Raw genomic sequence first — 15,103 nt, 5'->3', positions numbered from 1 at the left:
TTACGTAATAGAACGAATACGTGGATCAACAATACGATGAATAATATCTGTAATAAAAATACATACAATTAAAAGTGCACTATAAAAAATGGTTGTTCCCATAATCACTGGATAATCTCGATTAAAAATACTATCTACAAAATATTTTCCGAGACCAGGAATTGAAAAAATCTTTTCAATAACGAAAGTACCTGTTAAAAGTCCCGCCATTAATGGTCCAACAAATGTAAGTACCGGAACAATTGCATTTCGAAGAGCATGTCTTATAATAATCTTCTTAATCGGTATACCTTTCGCTCTCGCTAACTTAATATAATCACTCTGCAGTACTTCGATCATATTAGAGCGAACAAATCTTGTAATCACTGCGATTGGTCCTAACGCTAATGCAAAGGATGGCAATACCGTATGTTCAAATGTACCCCAAGAAGCTACTGGTAAGAGCTCGAATTGAATAGCGAATACTTGTATAAATAGTGGTGCTAAAATAAAGCTCGGAATAGAAATACCGAGGATGGCAAGTAAACTTACACCGTAATCAATTACCTTCCCATGATAGAGAGCAGCAAATGTACCTGCAGCAATTCCGACTAGCAATGAAATAATAAGTGCTTGTAAACCAATAATTGCTGATGGACCAAAACCAGTTGTTATAATTTCTGATACACCTTGCCCGGTTGATTGAACAGATTCACCAAAATCAAAATGAACTACGCCGTCTAAATAAGCAACATATTGATTCCATAACGGTTCATCAAGGTGATACTTCGCTCTCATGTTTTGGATCACTTCTTCAGGAAAGATTTTTGCATCTGATGAAAATGGATCCCCCGGAATAATATGCATAATTAGAAATGTCACCGTCGTAATAACCCATAGCGTGAACACCATAACTGATAATTTTTTAATTACATACACCCTAATAACCCCCTAAACACATATATTTACTTAGTTTTATAAACGTACTTTTTCCATTACTCCCTTTTCTCTTTTTAGAATACAAAAAGCCTTGATCTTAAAAAATAAGATCAAGGCTTAATAAACAAAGGCCCATCACTTATCTTTCAAGACTTGCTTGCTGGAATTAGCACGGTGTTCCTATTACAGAACCCGCTGCTGAGGTGTCATAGGGCCAGTCCCTCTACCTCTCTGGATAAGTAAATTGCTATATTATTATTTGGTTCAAATTGTATATTTCGAATTATAATTCTGAAAAAATGAAAAGTCAATCAAATTGGATATATTTAGAAAAATCAGTTTTTAATACTTTTATTTATCTATATCGTATTTCGCTTATAATAAAAAAAGATATGAAAGGAGTTATAAGATGGACCCCTTACTTCTAGCTACTATAGGATTACCCTTAACAATCGTTATACTTGTCATCATCGGCTTCTACAAACTCTTCATCAAAAAGAAAAGTATCACTTCTTTTTATACCCCTTTCGATAATATTACCGGGCAAACTATTTCCGAATTTCACGAAGAACAGAAGATATTAGTATCCGAGGATGAAGATGGAGATGGCAAGAAGAAAAAATAACCTTGCCTATGCAAGGTTATTTTTTCGTTTCTGCTTGAAAACGTTTATAGTATGTCGATGCTGTTGCAAAATTAATTTCTATATCACGAATCAACGATGAATCTTCTTCTTTAGCTAACTTCTGTAATTTTTTCATTGCTTGTTCCGATTCATTCAAGAAACCGACATATACCTCATGTTCTTGCTCTTTCGACTTCGGAACACGAATTTCTTTTCGTATATGATCAATATCTTCTAACATGCTCGTTGTTACCTTTTGCACATCTTCTTTATATGTAGCAGTCGTTATTTTCTTACCGCCCTTTTCTTTTGCCACTTCAAATAACTGCAGTGCGTTATTAATTTCTTTATTCATTTTCAAATCGTATTTTTCATGTACTGCAAGGTATTCTTTCATTTCTTCTGTTTGTTCTGTAGATTGCTCTACCTTTTCTTTCGGTTCTTTCGTATCCTTATTTCCATTACATCCTGCTAGAAGGATCATACTTCCCATTACAGCAATACCCAAAACCTTCTTCATCTCTTCTTCTCCTTTTATCTACAGCTACTACTCATTATAGTTTCTTTTATCTCCACTTGTTATTATACCGAGAACATCCTACTTTTTACACTTAAGACGACATCGTAACATGTATACCAACATGTTTGTCACAGTATCGTCACTTTATACAAATAACTTTTGCACTGCTTTACTACTCACCTTACAAAACTGTAAGCACACATAAAGAACAAACCATGCTAGACTTACATATGCATAACGCAAACATATGTAAGGTTTTAAGGAGAATCATCTATGTACAACACAATACCTTTTATGGGAGAAGATATTCGTGTCCTTATTCGCGAAAAATCACTTCATATCGAAAATACAGAGAGCCTTCGCCGCGTATTAAAGAAGAAGCATGCTCCATTTAAGTTAGCTCAATATTTAAAACAACAACATACAAATCAATTTCATACCGTGCTCAATATATCGGATAAATCATTAACAATCGAAATCATCGGTCATGTCTACATTGGAAACTTTGCAGATACCTTAAAGGAAATCCCACGTATACCGAAGATTGCTCCTATTATCGTTAAAAAAGCGTATAAAATTACTGACCATACCGATATTATCGACTGTGGGGAAAAAGAAGTCGATAGTAATCGCTGGGTGTGGGATAAACTTGCTGTTTTATATGATACGATCATGAATAATATGTATGAGGTATTTCAAAGAAATGAAAAAAAGAACTGATTCAAACATTCCCTTTGAATCAGTTCTTTTTTGTTAAGCCTCTAAATTTTGTTTTTGCTGCAGTTCAAACTGCTTCTCACTTCTTCTGGCCATAAATAGATAACATAACACTGCTCCTACTTCACAAAGCGCAATAACAACCCCCATCGGTAATGCTGTATTACTTCCACCGATACCTACTAGCGGCGCAACAAGAGCTCCTGAAATGAACTGTAATAAGCCTAATAAAGCTGATGCTGTTCCTGCAGCTTGCTTCTGATTTCTCATCGCTAATGAGAACCCAGTTGTTGATACAACCCCGACACTTGATACAACAAGGAATAACGAACATAAAACACCGATTAAACCTATTCCTAGTACGATTGTCAGTAGTAAAGATAGGCCACCAACAGCTGCGATAATAATACCAGCAACAAATAATGTCTTCTCATTCACTTTCCCCGCTAAACGACCCGTTACCTGACTAGCAATAATAATACCGATGCCATTAATCGCAAAGAATAAACTAAATTGCTGTGGTGATGCTCCGTATATGTTCTGCAACACAAATGGTGAGCCCGAAATGTATGCAAACATTGCCGCTGTTACTAATCCTTGTGACAATGCATATCCCATAAACAGACGGTCCTTTAACAATTTTCCGTACGTCGCCAAAGTCCCTGACAAACCACCCGTTTCTCTTTCTTCAGGAGGTAATGTTTCACGCAATACAAAAGTAGCTGAGATTAACATGAATACGCTAATTGCTCCAAGAACGATGAAAACACCGCGCCACGTTGTAAACTGTAATAATTGCCCCCCAATAATCGGTGCCAAAATAGGCGCTGCTCCGTTTACTAACATAAGCAGTGAGAAAAACTTCGTCATTTCAGAACCTGAATACATATCACGTACCATCGCACGTGATATAACAATCCCGGCTGATCCTGAAGCTCCTTGTAGGAAGCGCAATAACACTAATGTCCAAATAGATGGCGCAACAACACAAAGTAAAGAAGAAGCAACATAAATAATAAGAGCAATAATAAGAGGTTTGCGTCTTCCGTAAATATCACTAATTGAGCCAACAAATAATTGTCCTACTGACAGCCCAAGCAAACAAGCTGTTAATGTAAGCTGCGCGAGGGATGCACCTGTTTGCAAATCATCCGTTAACTTCGGTAATGAAGGCAAATACATATCAATAGATAATGGTCCAATCGCCGTAAGTGTTCCTAATACAAGAATCATCCATAACCTGTTTGCCTTTACAGGTTTATATATTTCGTGATTAACTTCATTCACTTTTTCAATTCACCCTTTCCTATACAAACTGAATCGTAACAATTATAGTTACATCATAAACATACGTCAAGTACAGCGCATTTTCCTCTTTCATAATGTAAAAAAAGCGATAGAAATTCTATCGCTTTACTTTTTCACATTGCTATTCGTAAATTTAGATACTGAGGACATCATCTCTCCCGTATCTAAATATGTAATTTGAATTGGGTCTCCTACTTCTGTAAACATAGCATATGGGAATTTCTTCACCGGTATCATAAATACCTTTTGTTCATTCTCTAAAAGTACGTACACGATTGTATTTTCACCTGATTTTTCTTTATATACACGTTGTACAATACCTTCTTTTTGCGCTTCTTTTCCTGTTGAGGTTGGTCTAAATGTATCACCATTACCGCTCATTACGTTTTTATAATTCTCAAGCGCTTCTTTCTGCGAAGAACCTGTCGCAAATATTTTTGCATTAGCAGCATATACAACTGTATGTGCACGTACTAGGCCTCCGTCATCAACAACCGGAATAATCCAAGCTGGTTTACCGTATACGTTATAAATGACAGGCATTGTCCCATGCCATTTCTCTCTCTTAAAGGAATTATCCACTACTTCTGTAGCTGCTGAACCATCCATAATCCCCTTTACTTCTTTTCCATTATAGTAATATAGCTTGCCTGTGCGTGCATCTACTAATGAATAGCCTAGGGCTGAATCTACTCCTTCTTTTGGAGAAGTAAAGTCTGTAAAATAATACAATGTTCCATCTTTACCAAAGATCGGGGTCACGCCTTCTTTCGTTCCCCACTCAGTCGGAATTTTCATATCTGTTTGTGAGAATTTCGTATTCCAAAATCCGTGAATATATTTACCAAAGTACGTATTTAACGTAGATGCAGTCTCATGATTTAATACACCATCAACAAATTTAGGTGCCTTTCCTTTATCATATCTTTTCACTTCACCTGTTTGTGCATCTACTACGACAACACCTTCTACCTCAAATCCAGATCTTCCTGAAATAAATTCACCATACGTCATTGTATAATATGGTTTTCCTTTATCATCAACCTCAAATTTAGGTTTTCCTTTAAAGATTAAATTTGGTTCTGCTTGCCTTACCACACGCTCTAAATTATTACCAAAAAACATGCTTGGCACATATTTCATTTTATAACCGAGGTGCAGTTTCGCTTCCGCATCAGGATTCGTACCTGACATCGTTACGTACCCTGGAATTGTCTCAGCTTTACGCGCTTTAAAAAATCCTGAAACTTCAATCGGCGCTACATATAAAGCCTCGCCGTTTACCATTTGTGGCGTTAATTCTCCTAGCTCAAAATAAGCTACTTTTGGAATATCACCAAATACTTTTTTCATCTTATTCTCCGCTGTCTTTGGCGGCACTGTAAACGGCTGGTCATTTTCAGTAAATGGCTCTGAAATATCTTTCTCTACCTTAACAACAGAATCATATTTCTTTTGCGAGATTACTATATCATGCAAATAACCAAAGTAGCCGTAACTTGCGAGTAAAATAAACATTAGAAGTCCTTTTAATGTGCCTTCTAATTTCCCTATTTGATCTTGTGAAAATAAAACAAGCCCAATTAAAATTGCTACTGCAACAGAATAATGAGTAAGAATCGAGTCTACCCGATCATCAATTAGCCAAAAGTATTCATAGATTGCAATACCTATCCAAAATAAAACAGGAATAACTAAAATAGATGATTTCTTACCCTTTACAACCTTCTTATCTCCCTTCTTATCCACTGCTCGAAGCTTACTACTACTTCTTGTCCATGGAATCAAAAACAAAGTAAGAATAGCTAAAACTACAAATTTCATCAAAGGCACTGTCCCCTTTTCTTTTGTATTCCCTTTTAGTATAACAAATAAAGGGTATTAAGGTGAAAATAGGAATAGTTATATTTTTTTACTACTTAATACAATCCCGCTCACTACATATAGAATAGATGCAATATAAAAAATTGTACCAATCGTAAAGAAATCTACTAAATATCCCGTGGCAATAACCGCTACTGCTCCGCCAATGGATGTCCACACATGGTATTTTCCAATCTCATAACCAGCCTTTTCCTGCGCAACCTTTCGTGCTAACGAAGTCTTCTCAGTATTACGCTGCACAGCACCTAAAATGCCCATTACAATTTGAAGAATATATACATGCCATACTTCCGTGGCAATCGGAAAGCAAAGCATTAAGATTGCCATGGACCAAGCGTATATGATTAATAATTTTTTATCACCTACTTGATCAGATATCTTTCCCACTAGTGGATATACAAGTGCTGATGTTAAAGCAAATAAGCCATACGCCCAGCCAAATTGCGAGAAGCTATTTCCAACGTTTCGAAGCAATAATATATAAAAAGGAAATACCATACTTCCTGCCATCATGATGATACTTTGCGAAGCCACAAATCTTCTATATGTCATTTCGTATACTCCCTATAAAATAAATTCACAAATCTCTCTTCTGAATCTACTTCCTTCTTTTTCTTGAGAAATTCTTCAATACGAGGATATGCCCTCTTTAACTGCTCTTTCGTTGGATAAGAATAGTACGGCAAATAGTAACTACCGTTATGCTTTAAAGTAACATCAATCATCTTCCGAATGACATCCTCTGTTTTCTTTATCTCACTCTCTGAGCGTCCCTGGTTAATCAAAAGAACCAGCGCAAACATATCATCTTTCGCATAGGACAAAACTGCATTTTCATTCTTTTCCACGTAACGAATCGTAATGTTGAGTAAATTAAACTCTTCTTCATTTAATACGTTACGTAAATCATCTATATACTCCGTGAAAGCATCTATAGGCACAAAGTATTCTTGTAACACTTCGGTCCTATTTGGATTTTCATATTCCATAAAAGCACTATCTGATCTCATAACATTATTACGCGTCTCATACTTTCCATCTGTACGTTCAAAATAACCTCTTTGTATATCCCAAAATGTATTCTTTCCCCAATCACTATAACGTGATAACCCAAGTAAAAATTTCGGTACCGCTATAATATTTTCTTCCTTTAATTCACTGTACTCTTCTCTCATATTTTGATTTTGTGCCAAAGTATAATCTGTCACATACATCTCTTTTAAAAATGAATTTGGAGCAACAGAAATACGCGCTAAGTGCATACGAACATTTTCATCTCTTTTCACTTTCTCTTTGAAATAAGATACGTATTCTTTATAATCTATCATTCTCGTGTGCATTTCATATAATTCATCATCTGTTAACTTCAGCGTCACATCTAAAATAACTCCAAATAAACCGTAACCCCCAATGACATATGGAAATAACTCTGCATTTTCTTCTCTATTTACATTACGTACCGTACCATCTGCCATTAACAATCTAAATGAATCTACTGTATCAATTAGTGCCTCATGACGAATATCACGCCCGTGTACATTTACACTTAATGAACCACCAACAGTAAAAATATTTTGAGACTGCATGACCTGTACCGCAAGGCCATATGGATTTATTTTCTTCTGAATATCATTCCACGTGACACCACTTTGAACTGTAATCTGCTTCTTCTCTGGATCAAATTCTAATATTTTATTATATCCTTTCATATCGAGCATCGTGCCATTTGGATAATATGTCTGTCCTCCTTGGCTATGTTGCATGCCTGCAATGGAAATTTTCTCTCCTGAAACTTTTGCATCTCGCACTAATTTTATTAACGAGCGCTCTTCCGTAGCACTTTCAACACGTTTTATTTTTGTCGGAAGCAATTTACCTACATCACTCATAATAGGATGATCAATTTGTTTTTTATACGTATGTACAGACGTTGCAAGCAAAACCGTATATGCAACAATGACCGCCGCTATCTTTCCTTTTTTCAAATGACACTCTCCTCTTCTACATCTTTTCCTCTTTATATTGTACCTATTTTCCTATGAAGAAAGAATACAAAAAAGAGGGACCTTATTTTAGGTCCCTCCTTATCAAAACTGTTACTTTGCTGCTGGCAATTGTATTGGGTCAAACTTTTCATACGACGTATATTTTGCGTTCGTAATAATGTGTGCTTTATCCTTGCCATTGCTACTCATAATCATGTCTATCTTTGCTGATTCATATTTAAAATCTTTTGTAATGATATATTCTGCATCCACTTCTTCTATCTTCGCATTTTGTGCTTGTAACATTTTCTTCTGCGTTTCATCCATGCTAGTTAACATACTTTCTGTTTCTTGCCCTTTTAATGTAAATTTCAGTTTATATTTATCTCCGCTTTTCTCCAGCTTCATTTTATCTAAAACTACTTCCGGTACTTCTAATTTATCTATAATATCTTGAGTCGCTTTCATTCCACCAGCGTTTAATTGCTCCTCTGGTACGGTTACAACTTCTCCTGTATTAGGGTTTTTTACCTCACCAGCAACTTTACCATCCACAGTATACACTACAACATCTGTACCGGAAATATTCATTTCAGAACGAGAATTCTTTGTCTTTGGCTCTAATTGCATCTTAGCCTTTAATATATCCATCTCTGTTCCCTCAGCTTTTACCCCTACACCATATGTCATCGTTACATGTTCTTCATTTTTAAAAGCTTCATTCGTTTTCTTGAAAACATCTTTCGCCGTTAATTCCTTTTCTTTTTGAACGGATTCTTTTTTCGGCTCATCCGTCTTTGCTGTTTTCTCATTACTACACCCTACCCCTAGACTGATTGCAAGTACTAAACTTGAAACAAAAATAATTTTTTCATACTGTTGCCCCCTTTCCCAAAATAATATCACCTCTTTTCCTATGAAATCTATATAATTTTTAATCTATACTCACTATATAGCGACATGTTTAATAAAGATCTTAAATATGATGTAAATAAAGACAACTCATTTCAGGAGGACATTATGAAGGCGATCATTTGCACACAGTATGGACCACCTAACGTTCTTCAGCTTCAAAATATAGAGAAACCTATACCTAAAAAGAACGAAGTATTAGTTAAAATTCACGCAACAAGTGTATCGACTGGAGATTGTAGAATACGCGGATTTAATAGCCCTCTATTATTTTGGATTCCTATGCGACTTATATTAGGACTTAGAAAACCGAGAAACCCTATACTTGGCGTAGAATTAGCAGGAGAGATAGAGGAGATCGGGACAGATGTAACTCAATTTAAAAAAGAAGATCAAATTTTTGCATTAACAGAACTAAATCTTGGTGGTTATGCCGAATACACATGCGTGCATGAAAGTGGATTAATAACATTAAAACCTACCAATGTAACGTATGAAGAAGCGGCAGTTATTCCTTTTGGTGGAACTTCAGCGTTGCATTTTCTGAGAAAAGGCCGAATAAAAAAGGGGCAACAAGTTCTCATATATGGTGCCTCTGGATCAGTAGGAACAGCTGCCATACAACTCGCTAAATATTTTGGTGCGATCGTTACAGCTGTTTGTAGTAATTCAAATTTTGAACTAGTGCAATCTTTAGGAGCGGATAAAGTGATTGATTATACGAAAGAAGATTTTACTAAGCGGCGCGAGCGTTACGATATTATATTTGATGCAGTTGGAAAGCATAAAAAATCCCTTTGTAAACAAGTATTAGCGCCTAATGGAAAATATGTATCTGTGAATGGAATGATGGCAAAAGTAAGTAAAGAGGATATGATTCTACTAAAAAGACTAACTGAAACAGAACATTTAAAACCTGTTATTGATAGAACTTACCGATTAGAAGAAATTGCTGAAGCTCATATGTATGTGGAAAAAGGGCATAAAAAAGGAAACATTTCGATTACCTTAAAATAAAATATATTCAGAAAACAATATTGACAATTCTTTTTGTAAGATTTACTATTAGTACCATACTAAAAAACTACATACACATACTCTTATCAAGAGTGGCGGAGGGACTGGCCCGATGATGCCCGGCAACCGAGTTTATGACGTATAAGCTAAGGTGCTAATTCCTGCAAAACGAGTTTTCGTTTTGGAAGATAAGAGAGGAACCTATTTCGTCTATTCGGCACCTCTCTTATTTTGAGAGGTGCTTTTTATTTTGGAACGTATATGAAGGGGGAATCATAGATGAAGAAAGTATTATTAAGCATTGTAAGCGGAGCGGTACTATTATTAGGCGCATGTAGCACAGGTTCAGATAAACAAGTAAAAGCGTTAGATGAGAAAAAGATTACTGTCGGTGTAACAGGCGGGCCGCATGAGCAGATTTTTGAAAAGGTAAAAGAAGTGGCAGCGAAAGATGGTCTCGAAATTGATATAAAAGTATTTAATGATTATGTAGCGCCAAACGTATCATTAGATGAAAAAAGCCTTGATGTAAATAGCTATCAAACGAAATCATATTTAGACGTATTTAAAGCTGAACGTAATATGAAATTAACCGAAGTATTTTCAACAGTAACATTCCCTATGGGCGTCTATTCTAAAGACATAAAAGATGTAAAAGAATTAAAAGAGGGCGACGCAATCGCTGTCCCAAATGACCCAACGAATGAACTTCGTGCTTTAAAGTTATTTGAAAAAGCAGGGGTTTTAAAAGTGGATCCAAAAGCGACAGAAAAAGCGACTGCGAAAGATGTAATTGAAAATCCAAAAAAATTAAAGATTGTTGAGTTAGAGGCATCTCAATTACCAACACAACTAAGTGAAGTAAAAGCAGCTGCAATTAATACAAACTTTGCATTAGGTGCAAAATTAAGCCCTGCGAAAGATTCCATTTTCCGTGAAGGCAAAGATTCGCCTTATGTGAACTGGGTCGTTGTTCGTACTGAAAATAAAGATGATGTTGTTGTAAATAAATTAAAGAAAGCTTATCAATCTAAAGAAGTAAAAGAATTTATCGAGAAAAAATTTGATGGTTCTGTTTTACCGTCTTGGTAGGAGCTGACGATAATGATTGAATTAAAAAATGTATCCAAAGTATTTACAACAAAAAAGGGGAATGTGGAAGCTCTTAAGTCCACTTCCCTCCAAGTAAAAAAGGGCGAAGTATTTGGAATCATTGGATATAGTGGCGCTGGCAAAAGTACATTAATTCGCTGTGTAAATTTATTAGAAAAACCAACGACAGGAAATATTATTGTAAACGAGCAAGATTTAACAACACTGTCTACAAAAGAACTAGCAAAAGCGAGACAAAAAATCGGGATGATTTTTCAAGGATTCAATTTGCTCAAAACTGTTACCGTTTATGAAAATATCGCATTACCGTTACGCCTTGCTGGCGTTCCAAAATTAGAAATTGAAAAAAGGGTAGAAAAGTATTTACGTATTGTCGATCTTTTTAATCGAAAAGATGCCTATCCGAGTGAACTTTCTGGTGGCCAGAAACAACGTGTTGCCATTGCACGTGCACTATCACATGAACCGGAAGTGTTATTAAGCGACGAAGCAACGAGTGCTTTAGATCCAGAAACAACTGATTCTATTCTTGACCTATTATTAAAGATTAATGAGGAAATCGGGATTACAATTTTATTAATTACACATGAAATGAATGTCATCCAACGTATATGCGACCGAGTTGCTGTTATGGAACATGGAGCAGTAATTGAAAGCGGGACTGTGAAGGAGATCTTCACAAACCCACAACATGTAACAACGAAGAAATTTGTAAATAGTGCATTTGCAGCAAAAATCCCAGCTGAAGTACAAAAAGAACTACAAAGAACCGGAGAAATCGTAACACTTTCATTTATAGGAAATTCTTCTGGTGAACCAGCGTTAGCTATCGCTACAAAACGTTTCCAAGTGTATCCAAATATTTTATCCGGTAATATTACACAGTTAAAACATGAGGCATACGGGAAACTTGTCATTCATATGCAAGGGGAACAAAATGAAATCAACCACGCTTTATCATTTTTACAAGAGCAAGGAATCATCGTAGAAGGGGGTAGAACAGATTATGGGAAACAAGTCCTTTTTGGATGAATGGGGTAAAGTCATATGGGAAGCAACCATTCAAACATTTCAAATGACATCTATTTCACTATTCATCTCTATCCTTATTGCACTACCACTTGGTGTCACACTTGTTTTAACAAGACCTGGTGGGCAGCACGAAAATAAAATCATTTACCCAATTCTTAATACAATTATTAATATCATTCGCTCTCTTCCATTTATCATTCTATTATTCTTCATTTTACCTTTTACAAAGTTTCTAATGGGAACCTCCATTGGTGTACAAGGCGTAATCGTACCGCTTGTCGTATTCACGGCCCCTTATATTGCACGATTAATGGAAACTGCTTTATTAGAAGTAGATCGCGGCGTTATTGAAGCCTATCAAGCAATGGGCGTTTCTACTATAAAAATTATTTGGCACGTTATGGTTAAAGAAGCTCGTCCCTCCCTTGTACTTGGATTAACAATTGCAACGATTGGCTTAATCGGCGCAACAGCAATGGCTGGTCTTGTAGGCGCTGGTGGGCTAGGGGACTTAGCATATCGCTTCGGACATTTACGCTATGAACCTGAAGTAATGTATGCAACTGTCTTTATTTTAATTATCCTCGTTCAAGGATTACAGTCTTTAGGGAATGGTATTGCACGAAGGTTGAAGAAAGATTAAAAAAAGAAGGTATCTCACCAAGGTGAGATACCTTCTTTTTTATCTTTTAAATCCACCTTCTGAATGAATAACTTGCCCAGTAATCCACTCAGCTTCTTCACTTACTAGAAATTTAATGAGTCTAGCTGCATCCTTTGGCTCACCAATTCTGCCAAAAGGAAACATCGGCTTTAACCCTTGTTTTATCTCTTCAGTCATCCATCCTGTATCAGTTGGTCCTGGATTAATTGCATTCACTGTTATTCCTAAATGAGCTACCTCTGCTGACAACGTACTAGTAAGAGCATCAATAGCTCCCTTCGTTGTTGCATACGCTAGTTCTCCTACCATAGGACCTTGAAATTGCCCCGAAGTCATATTCACAATTCTACCACCAGATTTTTTATCAAATCCACGGGCAAATTGACTACTGAGCAATGTAGTCGCACGAATATTCACCATATAATGCTTATCTAATTCTTCAGCAGTCAACGTAGAGAAATCATTATTCGTAGAATATGCTGCATTATTAATTAATATATGAGGGTACCCTAATTGTTCAGTAACTTTATTTATAAGCTCTTTCGGTGCATCATTCCGAGTTAAATCTAACTCCATGCTTGATACTCTAACACCGTTTTGTAATAGCTCTTCTTCTAATTGTATTTGTTCATTTTTCTCAACGCCCCATGGCATCTCTTTATCATAATCCGTCCAATACGTAAAAAATATATCGTATCCTGATTCAGCCAATTCTTTGCAAATTGCTGCGCCTATACCGTCTAGACGACTTACCCCTGTAATAACTGCTACTTTATTTTTTAATTGGTTCATCATATACTCCTCCAAGTTTAAAGGACGCATATTTTATATAAGAGATATAAACTTTCCCACAAAAAAGACAGATACATAAAATAGGCACCTATCCTTATAAAAGGGATGTACAAGCCAAATATGCATTCCTTGAATGATTTACAGATAACTAAATAAACCCTCGCTTATGAGAGAAAAATTCATCTATCTAGTTTCTAATCATTACAAGTTCATCCACATATCTAGTCTTTGCCTCCTTTTGATATATCTCTATTATTAGTCTATCAAAAAAGATGAAATGTTACAAAAAATAAAACAATTACTCAAAACATATATTCGTTCACATTTCCTCTATTGTGAATTTATTCACAATATATATATAATAAACATGTAAATACAATATTGGAGGGATTTCAATGGTTATCAATTTTTTAAGAACTGATAAACGTGCTACTTTCATATTATTACTTTTACGGCTTTACATAGGGTATACATGGCTCGCTGCTGGGATAGGCAAAGTCTTCGGACAATCTTTTGACGCAAGTGGCTTTCTAAAGGGTGCTATTGCTCAAGCATCAGGTGACCACCCTGCAGTACAAAGTTGGTGGGCAGATTTTCTTCAACATTTTGTCCTTCCAAACGCAGACCTATTTAGCTTTTTAGTTCAATGGGGAGAAATTTTAGTAGGTCTAGGTTTAATTTTAGGCGGATTAACAAAAACAGCTGCATTTTTCGGAATCATAATGAATCTTTCATTTTTATTAAGTGGAACCGTTAGTGTAAACCCAAACCTGCTTATTTTGACTATGTTCATTTTAGTTGCAGGGCAGAACGCTGGACGTATTGGATTAGATGGCTATGTTTTCCCTAAACTTTTCCGTAAAAACAACCACGGAACATATAAATTAAGTAAAACTGCATAGTAACAGTTTACTTTTAAAATATAAATAAGAAAAAGAGCCTGAATATAGGCTCTTTTTCTTATTTCTCCTAATTTAAACTTTTAACGAGCCACGAAAACCTCTGGCAGCATAGTAAGAGTCTGCTCCATTATGGTACACGAACACATGTCCAAAGCGATAATCGCAAAATAAAGCACCACCGAGTTCTCGAATATCTGAAGGTGTTTGTACCCAACTTGATGATTTCATGTCAAAATCGCCAAGTTGTTGCAATTCCCGATACTGTTCTTCCGTTAATAATTCAATGCCCATAGCATTGGCAACATCAATAACGTTATTTTCTGGTTTATGTTTTTTTCTTGATTCTAACGCTTCAAGATCATAACAAAGACTTCTGCGGCCTTTAGGACTCTCCTTTGAACAATCATAGAAAGTATATTCGTCCTTTTCTTCATCATAACCAACAACATCCGGTTCACCACCAGTTACTTCCATTTCGTTAAGTGACCACATTTTTTCATTATTAGTAGTCAGCTTCGCTTCAACTTTAGCCCATTCAAGACCTTCATGGCGGTTCATGTTTTTCTCAAAACGAGCTTGCAATACTTTCAATAACTCTTCACGTTTTTCTACTAGTAAGTCATTTTTATTTCCTGTCATATTAGTCCTCCCTAATTTATGTACTGATAGTAGTTTAAGTATATATTTTATAATAAATCATCTCAATATGAAGAC

16 protein-coding genes and 2 riboswitches are annotated in these 15,103 nt (G+C 35.8%); of the genes, 7 read left to right on the top strand and 9 right to left on the bottom strand.

Annotation, left to right across the window (positions count from 1 at the left end):
- Entirely contained in the window at window positions 1-918 is a 918-nt protein-coding gene (locus ACTFP3_RS27805) for an ABC transporter permease (RefSeq protein ID WP_000289310.1), read from the bottom strand.
- A gap of 136 nt (window positions 919-1,054) precedes the next feature.
- Window positions 1,055-1,160: riboswitch (SAM riboswitch) on the bottom strand.
- A gap of 167 nt (window positions 1,161-1,327) precedes the next feature.
- Between ACTFP3_RS27805 and ACTFP3_RS27800 the strand changes: the two genes are divergently transcribed.
- Entirely contained in the window at window positions 1,328-1,543 is a 216-nt protein-coding gene (locus ACTFP3_RS27800; protein ID WP_000371388.1) for a DUF3951 domain-containing protein, read from the top strand.
- 16 nt (window positions 1,544-1,559) lie between these two features.
- Here ACTFP3_RS27800 and ACTFP3_RS27795 read toward each other — a convergent pair whose 3' ends face one another.
- Complete coding sequence (locus ACTFP3_RS27795; RefSeq protein WP_440011898.1) at window positions 1,560-2,063, bottom strand: hypothetical protein; 504 nt, start codon at window positions 2,061-2,063, stop codon at window positions 1,560-1,562.
- A 273-nt stretch (window positions 2,064-2,336) separates the two neighbouring features.
- Here ACTFP3_RS27795 and ACTFP3_RS27790 point away from each other — a divergent pair, with 273 nt between their 5' ends.
- Window positions 2,337-2,783 carry a hypothetical protein gene (locus ACTFP3_RS27790; protein WP_000282860.1) on the top strand — a complete coding sequence of 149 codons (447 nt, stop codon included), beginning with the start codon at window positions 2,337-2,339 and terminating at the stop codon, window positions 2,781-2,783.
- A gap of 33 nt (window positions 2,784-2,816) precedes the next feature.
- On the opposite strand, the gene ACTFP3_RS27785 is transcribed toward ACTFP3_RS27790, so the two are convergent.
- From ACTFP3_RS27785 to ACTFP3_RS27765, 5 genes are all read right to left on the bottom strand, one after another.
- A complete protein-coding gene (locus tag ACTFP3_RS27785; protein WP_440011922.1) occupies window positions 2,817-4,076 on the bottom strand; it encodes a multidrug effflux MFS transporter in 1,260 nt (419 codons plus the stop codon).
- Window positions 4,077-4,193: 117 nt separating this feature from the next.
- The gene (locus tag ACTFP3_RS27780; RefSeq protein ID WP_000674047.1) at window positions 4,194-5,912 is read right to left on the bottom strand and encodes a DUF3981 domain-containing protein; all 1,719 of its coding nucleotides are present in this window, start codon (window positions 5,910-5,912) and stop codon (window positions 4,194-4,196) included.
- A gap of 78 nt (window positions 5,913-5,990) precedes the next feature.
- The gene (locus tag ACTFP3_RS27775) at window positions 5,991-6,524 is read right to left on the bottom strand and encodes an MFS transporter (RefSeq protein ID WP_000222361.1); all 534 of its coding nucleotides are present in this window, start codon (window positions 6,522-6,524) and stop codon (window positions 5,991-5,993) included.
- Entirely contained in the window at window positions 6,521-7,957 is a 1,437-nt protein-coding gene (locus ACTFP3_RS27770; protein ID WP_440011896.1) for an FAD-binding oxidoreductase, read from the bottom strand. The genes ACTFP3_RS27775 and ACTFP3_RS27770 overlap by 4 nt, the downstream gene beginning before the upstream one ends.
- Before the next feature lie 111 nt (window positions 7,958-8,068).
- Complete coding sequence (locus ACTFP3_RS27765) at window positions 8,069-8,863, bottom strand: hypothetical protein (RefSeq protein ID WP_440011894.1); 795 nt, start codon at window positions 8,861-8,863, stop codon at window positions 8,069-8,071.
- A gap of 114 nt (window positions 8,864-8,977) precedes the next feature.
- On the opposite strand from ACTFP3_RS27765, the gene ACTFP3_RS27760 reads away from it, so the two are divergent.
- The 4 genes from ACTFP3_RS27760 to ACTFP3_RS27745 all read left to right on the top strand — a co-directional run bounded on the left by ACTFP3_RS27760 (window position 8,978) and on the right by ACTFP3_RS27745 (window position 12,674).
- A complete protein-coding gene (locus tag ACTFP3_RS27760; protein ID WP_440011893.1) occupies window positions 8,978-9,886 on the top strand; it encodes an NAD(P)-dependent alcohol dehydrogenase in 909 nt (302 codons plus the stop codon).
- An 80-nt stretch (window positions 9,887-9,966) separates the two neighbouring features.
- Window positions 9,967-10,081: riboswitch (SAM riboswitch) on the top strand.
- A gap of 84 nt (window positions 10,082-10,165) precedes the next feature.
- Window positions 10,166-10,978, top strand: a complete 813-nt coding sequence (locus ACTFP3_RS27755; RefSeq protein ID WP_427251054.1) for a MetQ/NlpA family ABC transporter substrate-binding protein — start codon at window positions 10,166-10,168, stop codon at window positions 10,976-10,978.
- Window positions 10,979-10,990: 12 nt separating this feature from the next.
- A complete protein-coding gene (locus ACTFP3_RS27750; RefSeq protein ID WP_000571355.1) occupies window positions 10,991-12,031 on the top strand; it encodes a methionine ABC transporter ATP-binding protein in 1,041 nt (346 codons plus the stop codon).
- A complete protein-coding gene (locus ACTFP3_RS27745; protein WP_000527136.1) occupies window positions 12,006-12,674 on the top strand; it encodes a methionine ABC transporter permease in 669 nt (222 codons plus the stop codon). Before ACTFP3_RS27750 ends, ACTFP3_RS27745 begins: the two co-directional genes overlap by 26 nt.
- 39 nt (window positions 12,675-12,713) lie before the next feature.
- Here ACTFP3_RS27745 and ACTFP3_RS27740 read toward each other — a convergent pair whose 3' ends face one another.
- Complete coding sequence (locus ACTFP3_RS27740; protein WP_048655827.1) at window positions 12,714-13,490, bottom strand: SDR family oxidoreductase; 777 nt, start codon at window positions 13,488-13,490, stop codon at window positions 12,714-12,716.
- 392 nt (window positions 13,491-13,882) lie between these two features.
- Here ACTFP3_RS27740 and ACTFP3_RS27735 point away from each other — a divergent pair, with 392 nt between their 5' ends.
- Window positions 13,883-14,389, top strand: a complete 507-nt coding sequence (locus tag ACTFP3_RS27735) for a DoxX family membrane protein (protein ID WP_000236367.1) — start codon at window positions 13,883-13,885, stop codon at window positions 14,387-14,389.
- Between the two features lie 72 nt (window positions 14,390-14,461).
- Here the strand turns inward: ACTFP3_RS27735 and ACTFP3_RS27730 are convergent, their stop codons facing one another.
- Entirely contained in the window at window positions 14,462-15,028 is a 567-nt protein-coding gene (locus ACTFP3_RS27730; RefSeq protein ID WP_000147394.1) for a DUF4256 domain-containing protein, read from the bottom strand.
- Window positions 15,029-15,103: the final 75 nt, after the last annotated feature.

The sequence above is a fragment of the Bacillus cereus group sp. MYBK5-2 genome (assembly GCF_051915685.1).
GTDB classification, from domain to species: Bacteria; Bacillota; Bacilli; order Bacillales; family Bacillaceae_G; genus Bacillus_A; species Bacillus_A cereus.
Note: the sequence above shows the minus strand (reverse complement) of the source record. Positions and strands in the feature narration are given on the sequence as shown.

Bases quoted from the DNA above. Each gene is read 5' to 3' on its own strand.
- ACTFP3_RS27800 (WP_000371388.1), top strand. From the start codon at position 1,328: ATGGACCCCTTACTTCTAGCTACTATAGGATTACCCTTAACAATCGTT.
- ACTFP3_RS27795 (WP_440011898.1), bottom strand. From the start codon at position 2,063: ATGAAGAAGGTTTTGGGTATTGCTGTAATGGGAAGTATGATCCTTCTA.
- ACTFP3_RS27790 (WP_000282860.1), top strand. From the start codon at position 2,337: ATGTACAACACAATACCTTTTATGGGAGAAGATATTCGTGTCCTTATT.
- ACTFP3_RS27780 (WP_000674047.1), bottom strand. From the start codon at position 5,912: ATGAAATTTGTAGTTTTAGCTATTCTTACTTTGTTTTTGATTCCATGG.
- ACTFP3_RS27775 (WP_000222361.1), bottom strand. From the start codon at position 6,524: ATGACATATAGAAGATTTGTGGCTTCGCAAAGTATCATCATGATGGCA.
- ACTFP3_RS27760 (WP_440011893.1), top strand. From the start codon at position 8,978: ATGAAGGCGATCATTTGCACACAGTATGGACCACCTAACGTTCTTCAG.
- ACTFP3_RS27755 (WP_427251054.1), top strand. From the start codon at position 10,166: ATGAAGAAAGTATTATTAAGCATTGTAAGCGGAGCGGTACTATTATTA.
- ACTFP3_RS27750 (WP_000571355.1), top strand. From the start codon at position 10,991: ATGATTGAATTAAAAAATGTATCCAAAGTATTTACAACAAAAAAGGGG.
- ACTFP3_RS27745 (WP_000527136.1), top strand. From the start codon at position 12,006: ATGGGAAACAAGTCCTTTTTGGATGAATGGGGTAAAGTCATATGGGAA.
- ACTFP3_RS27740 (WP_048655827.1), bottom strand. From the start codon at position 13,490: ATGATGAACCAATTAAAAAATAAAGTAGCAGTTATTACAGGGGTAAGT.
- ACTFP3_RS27735 (WP_000236367.1), top strand. From the start codon at position 13,883: ATGGTTATCAATTTTTTAAGAACTGATAAACGTGCTACTTTCATATTA.
- ACTFP3_RS27730 (WP_000147394.1), bottom strand. From the start codon at position 15,028: ATGACAGGAAATAAAAATGACTTACTAGTAGAAAAACGTGAAGAGTTA.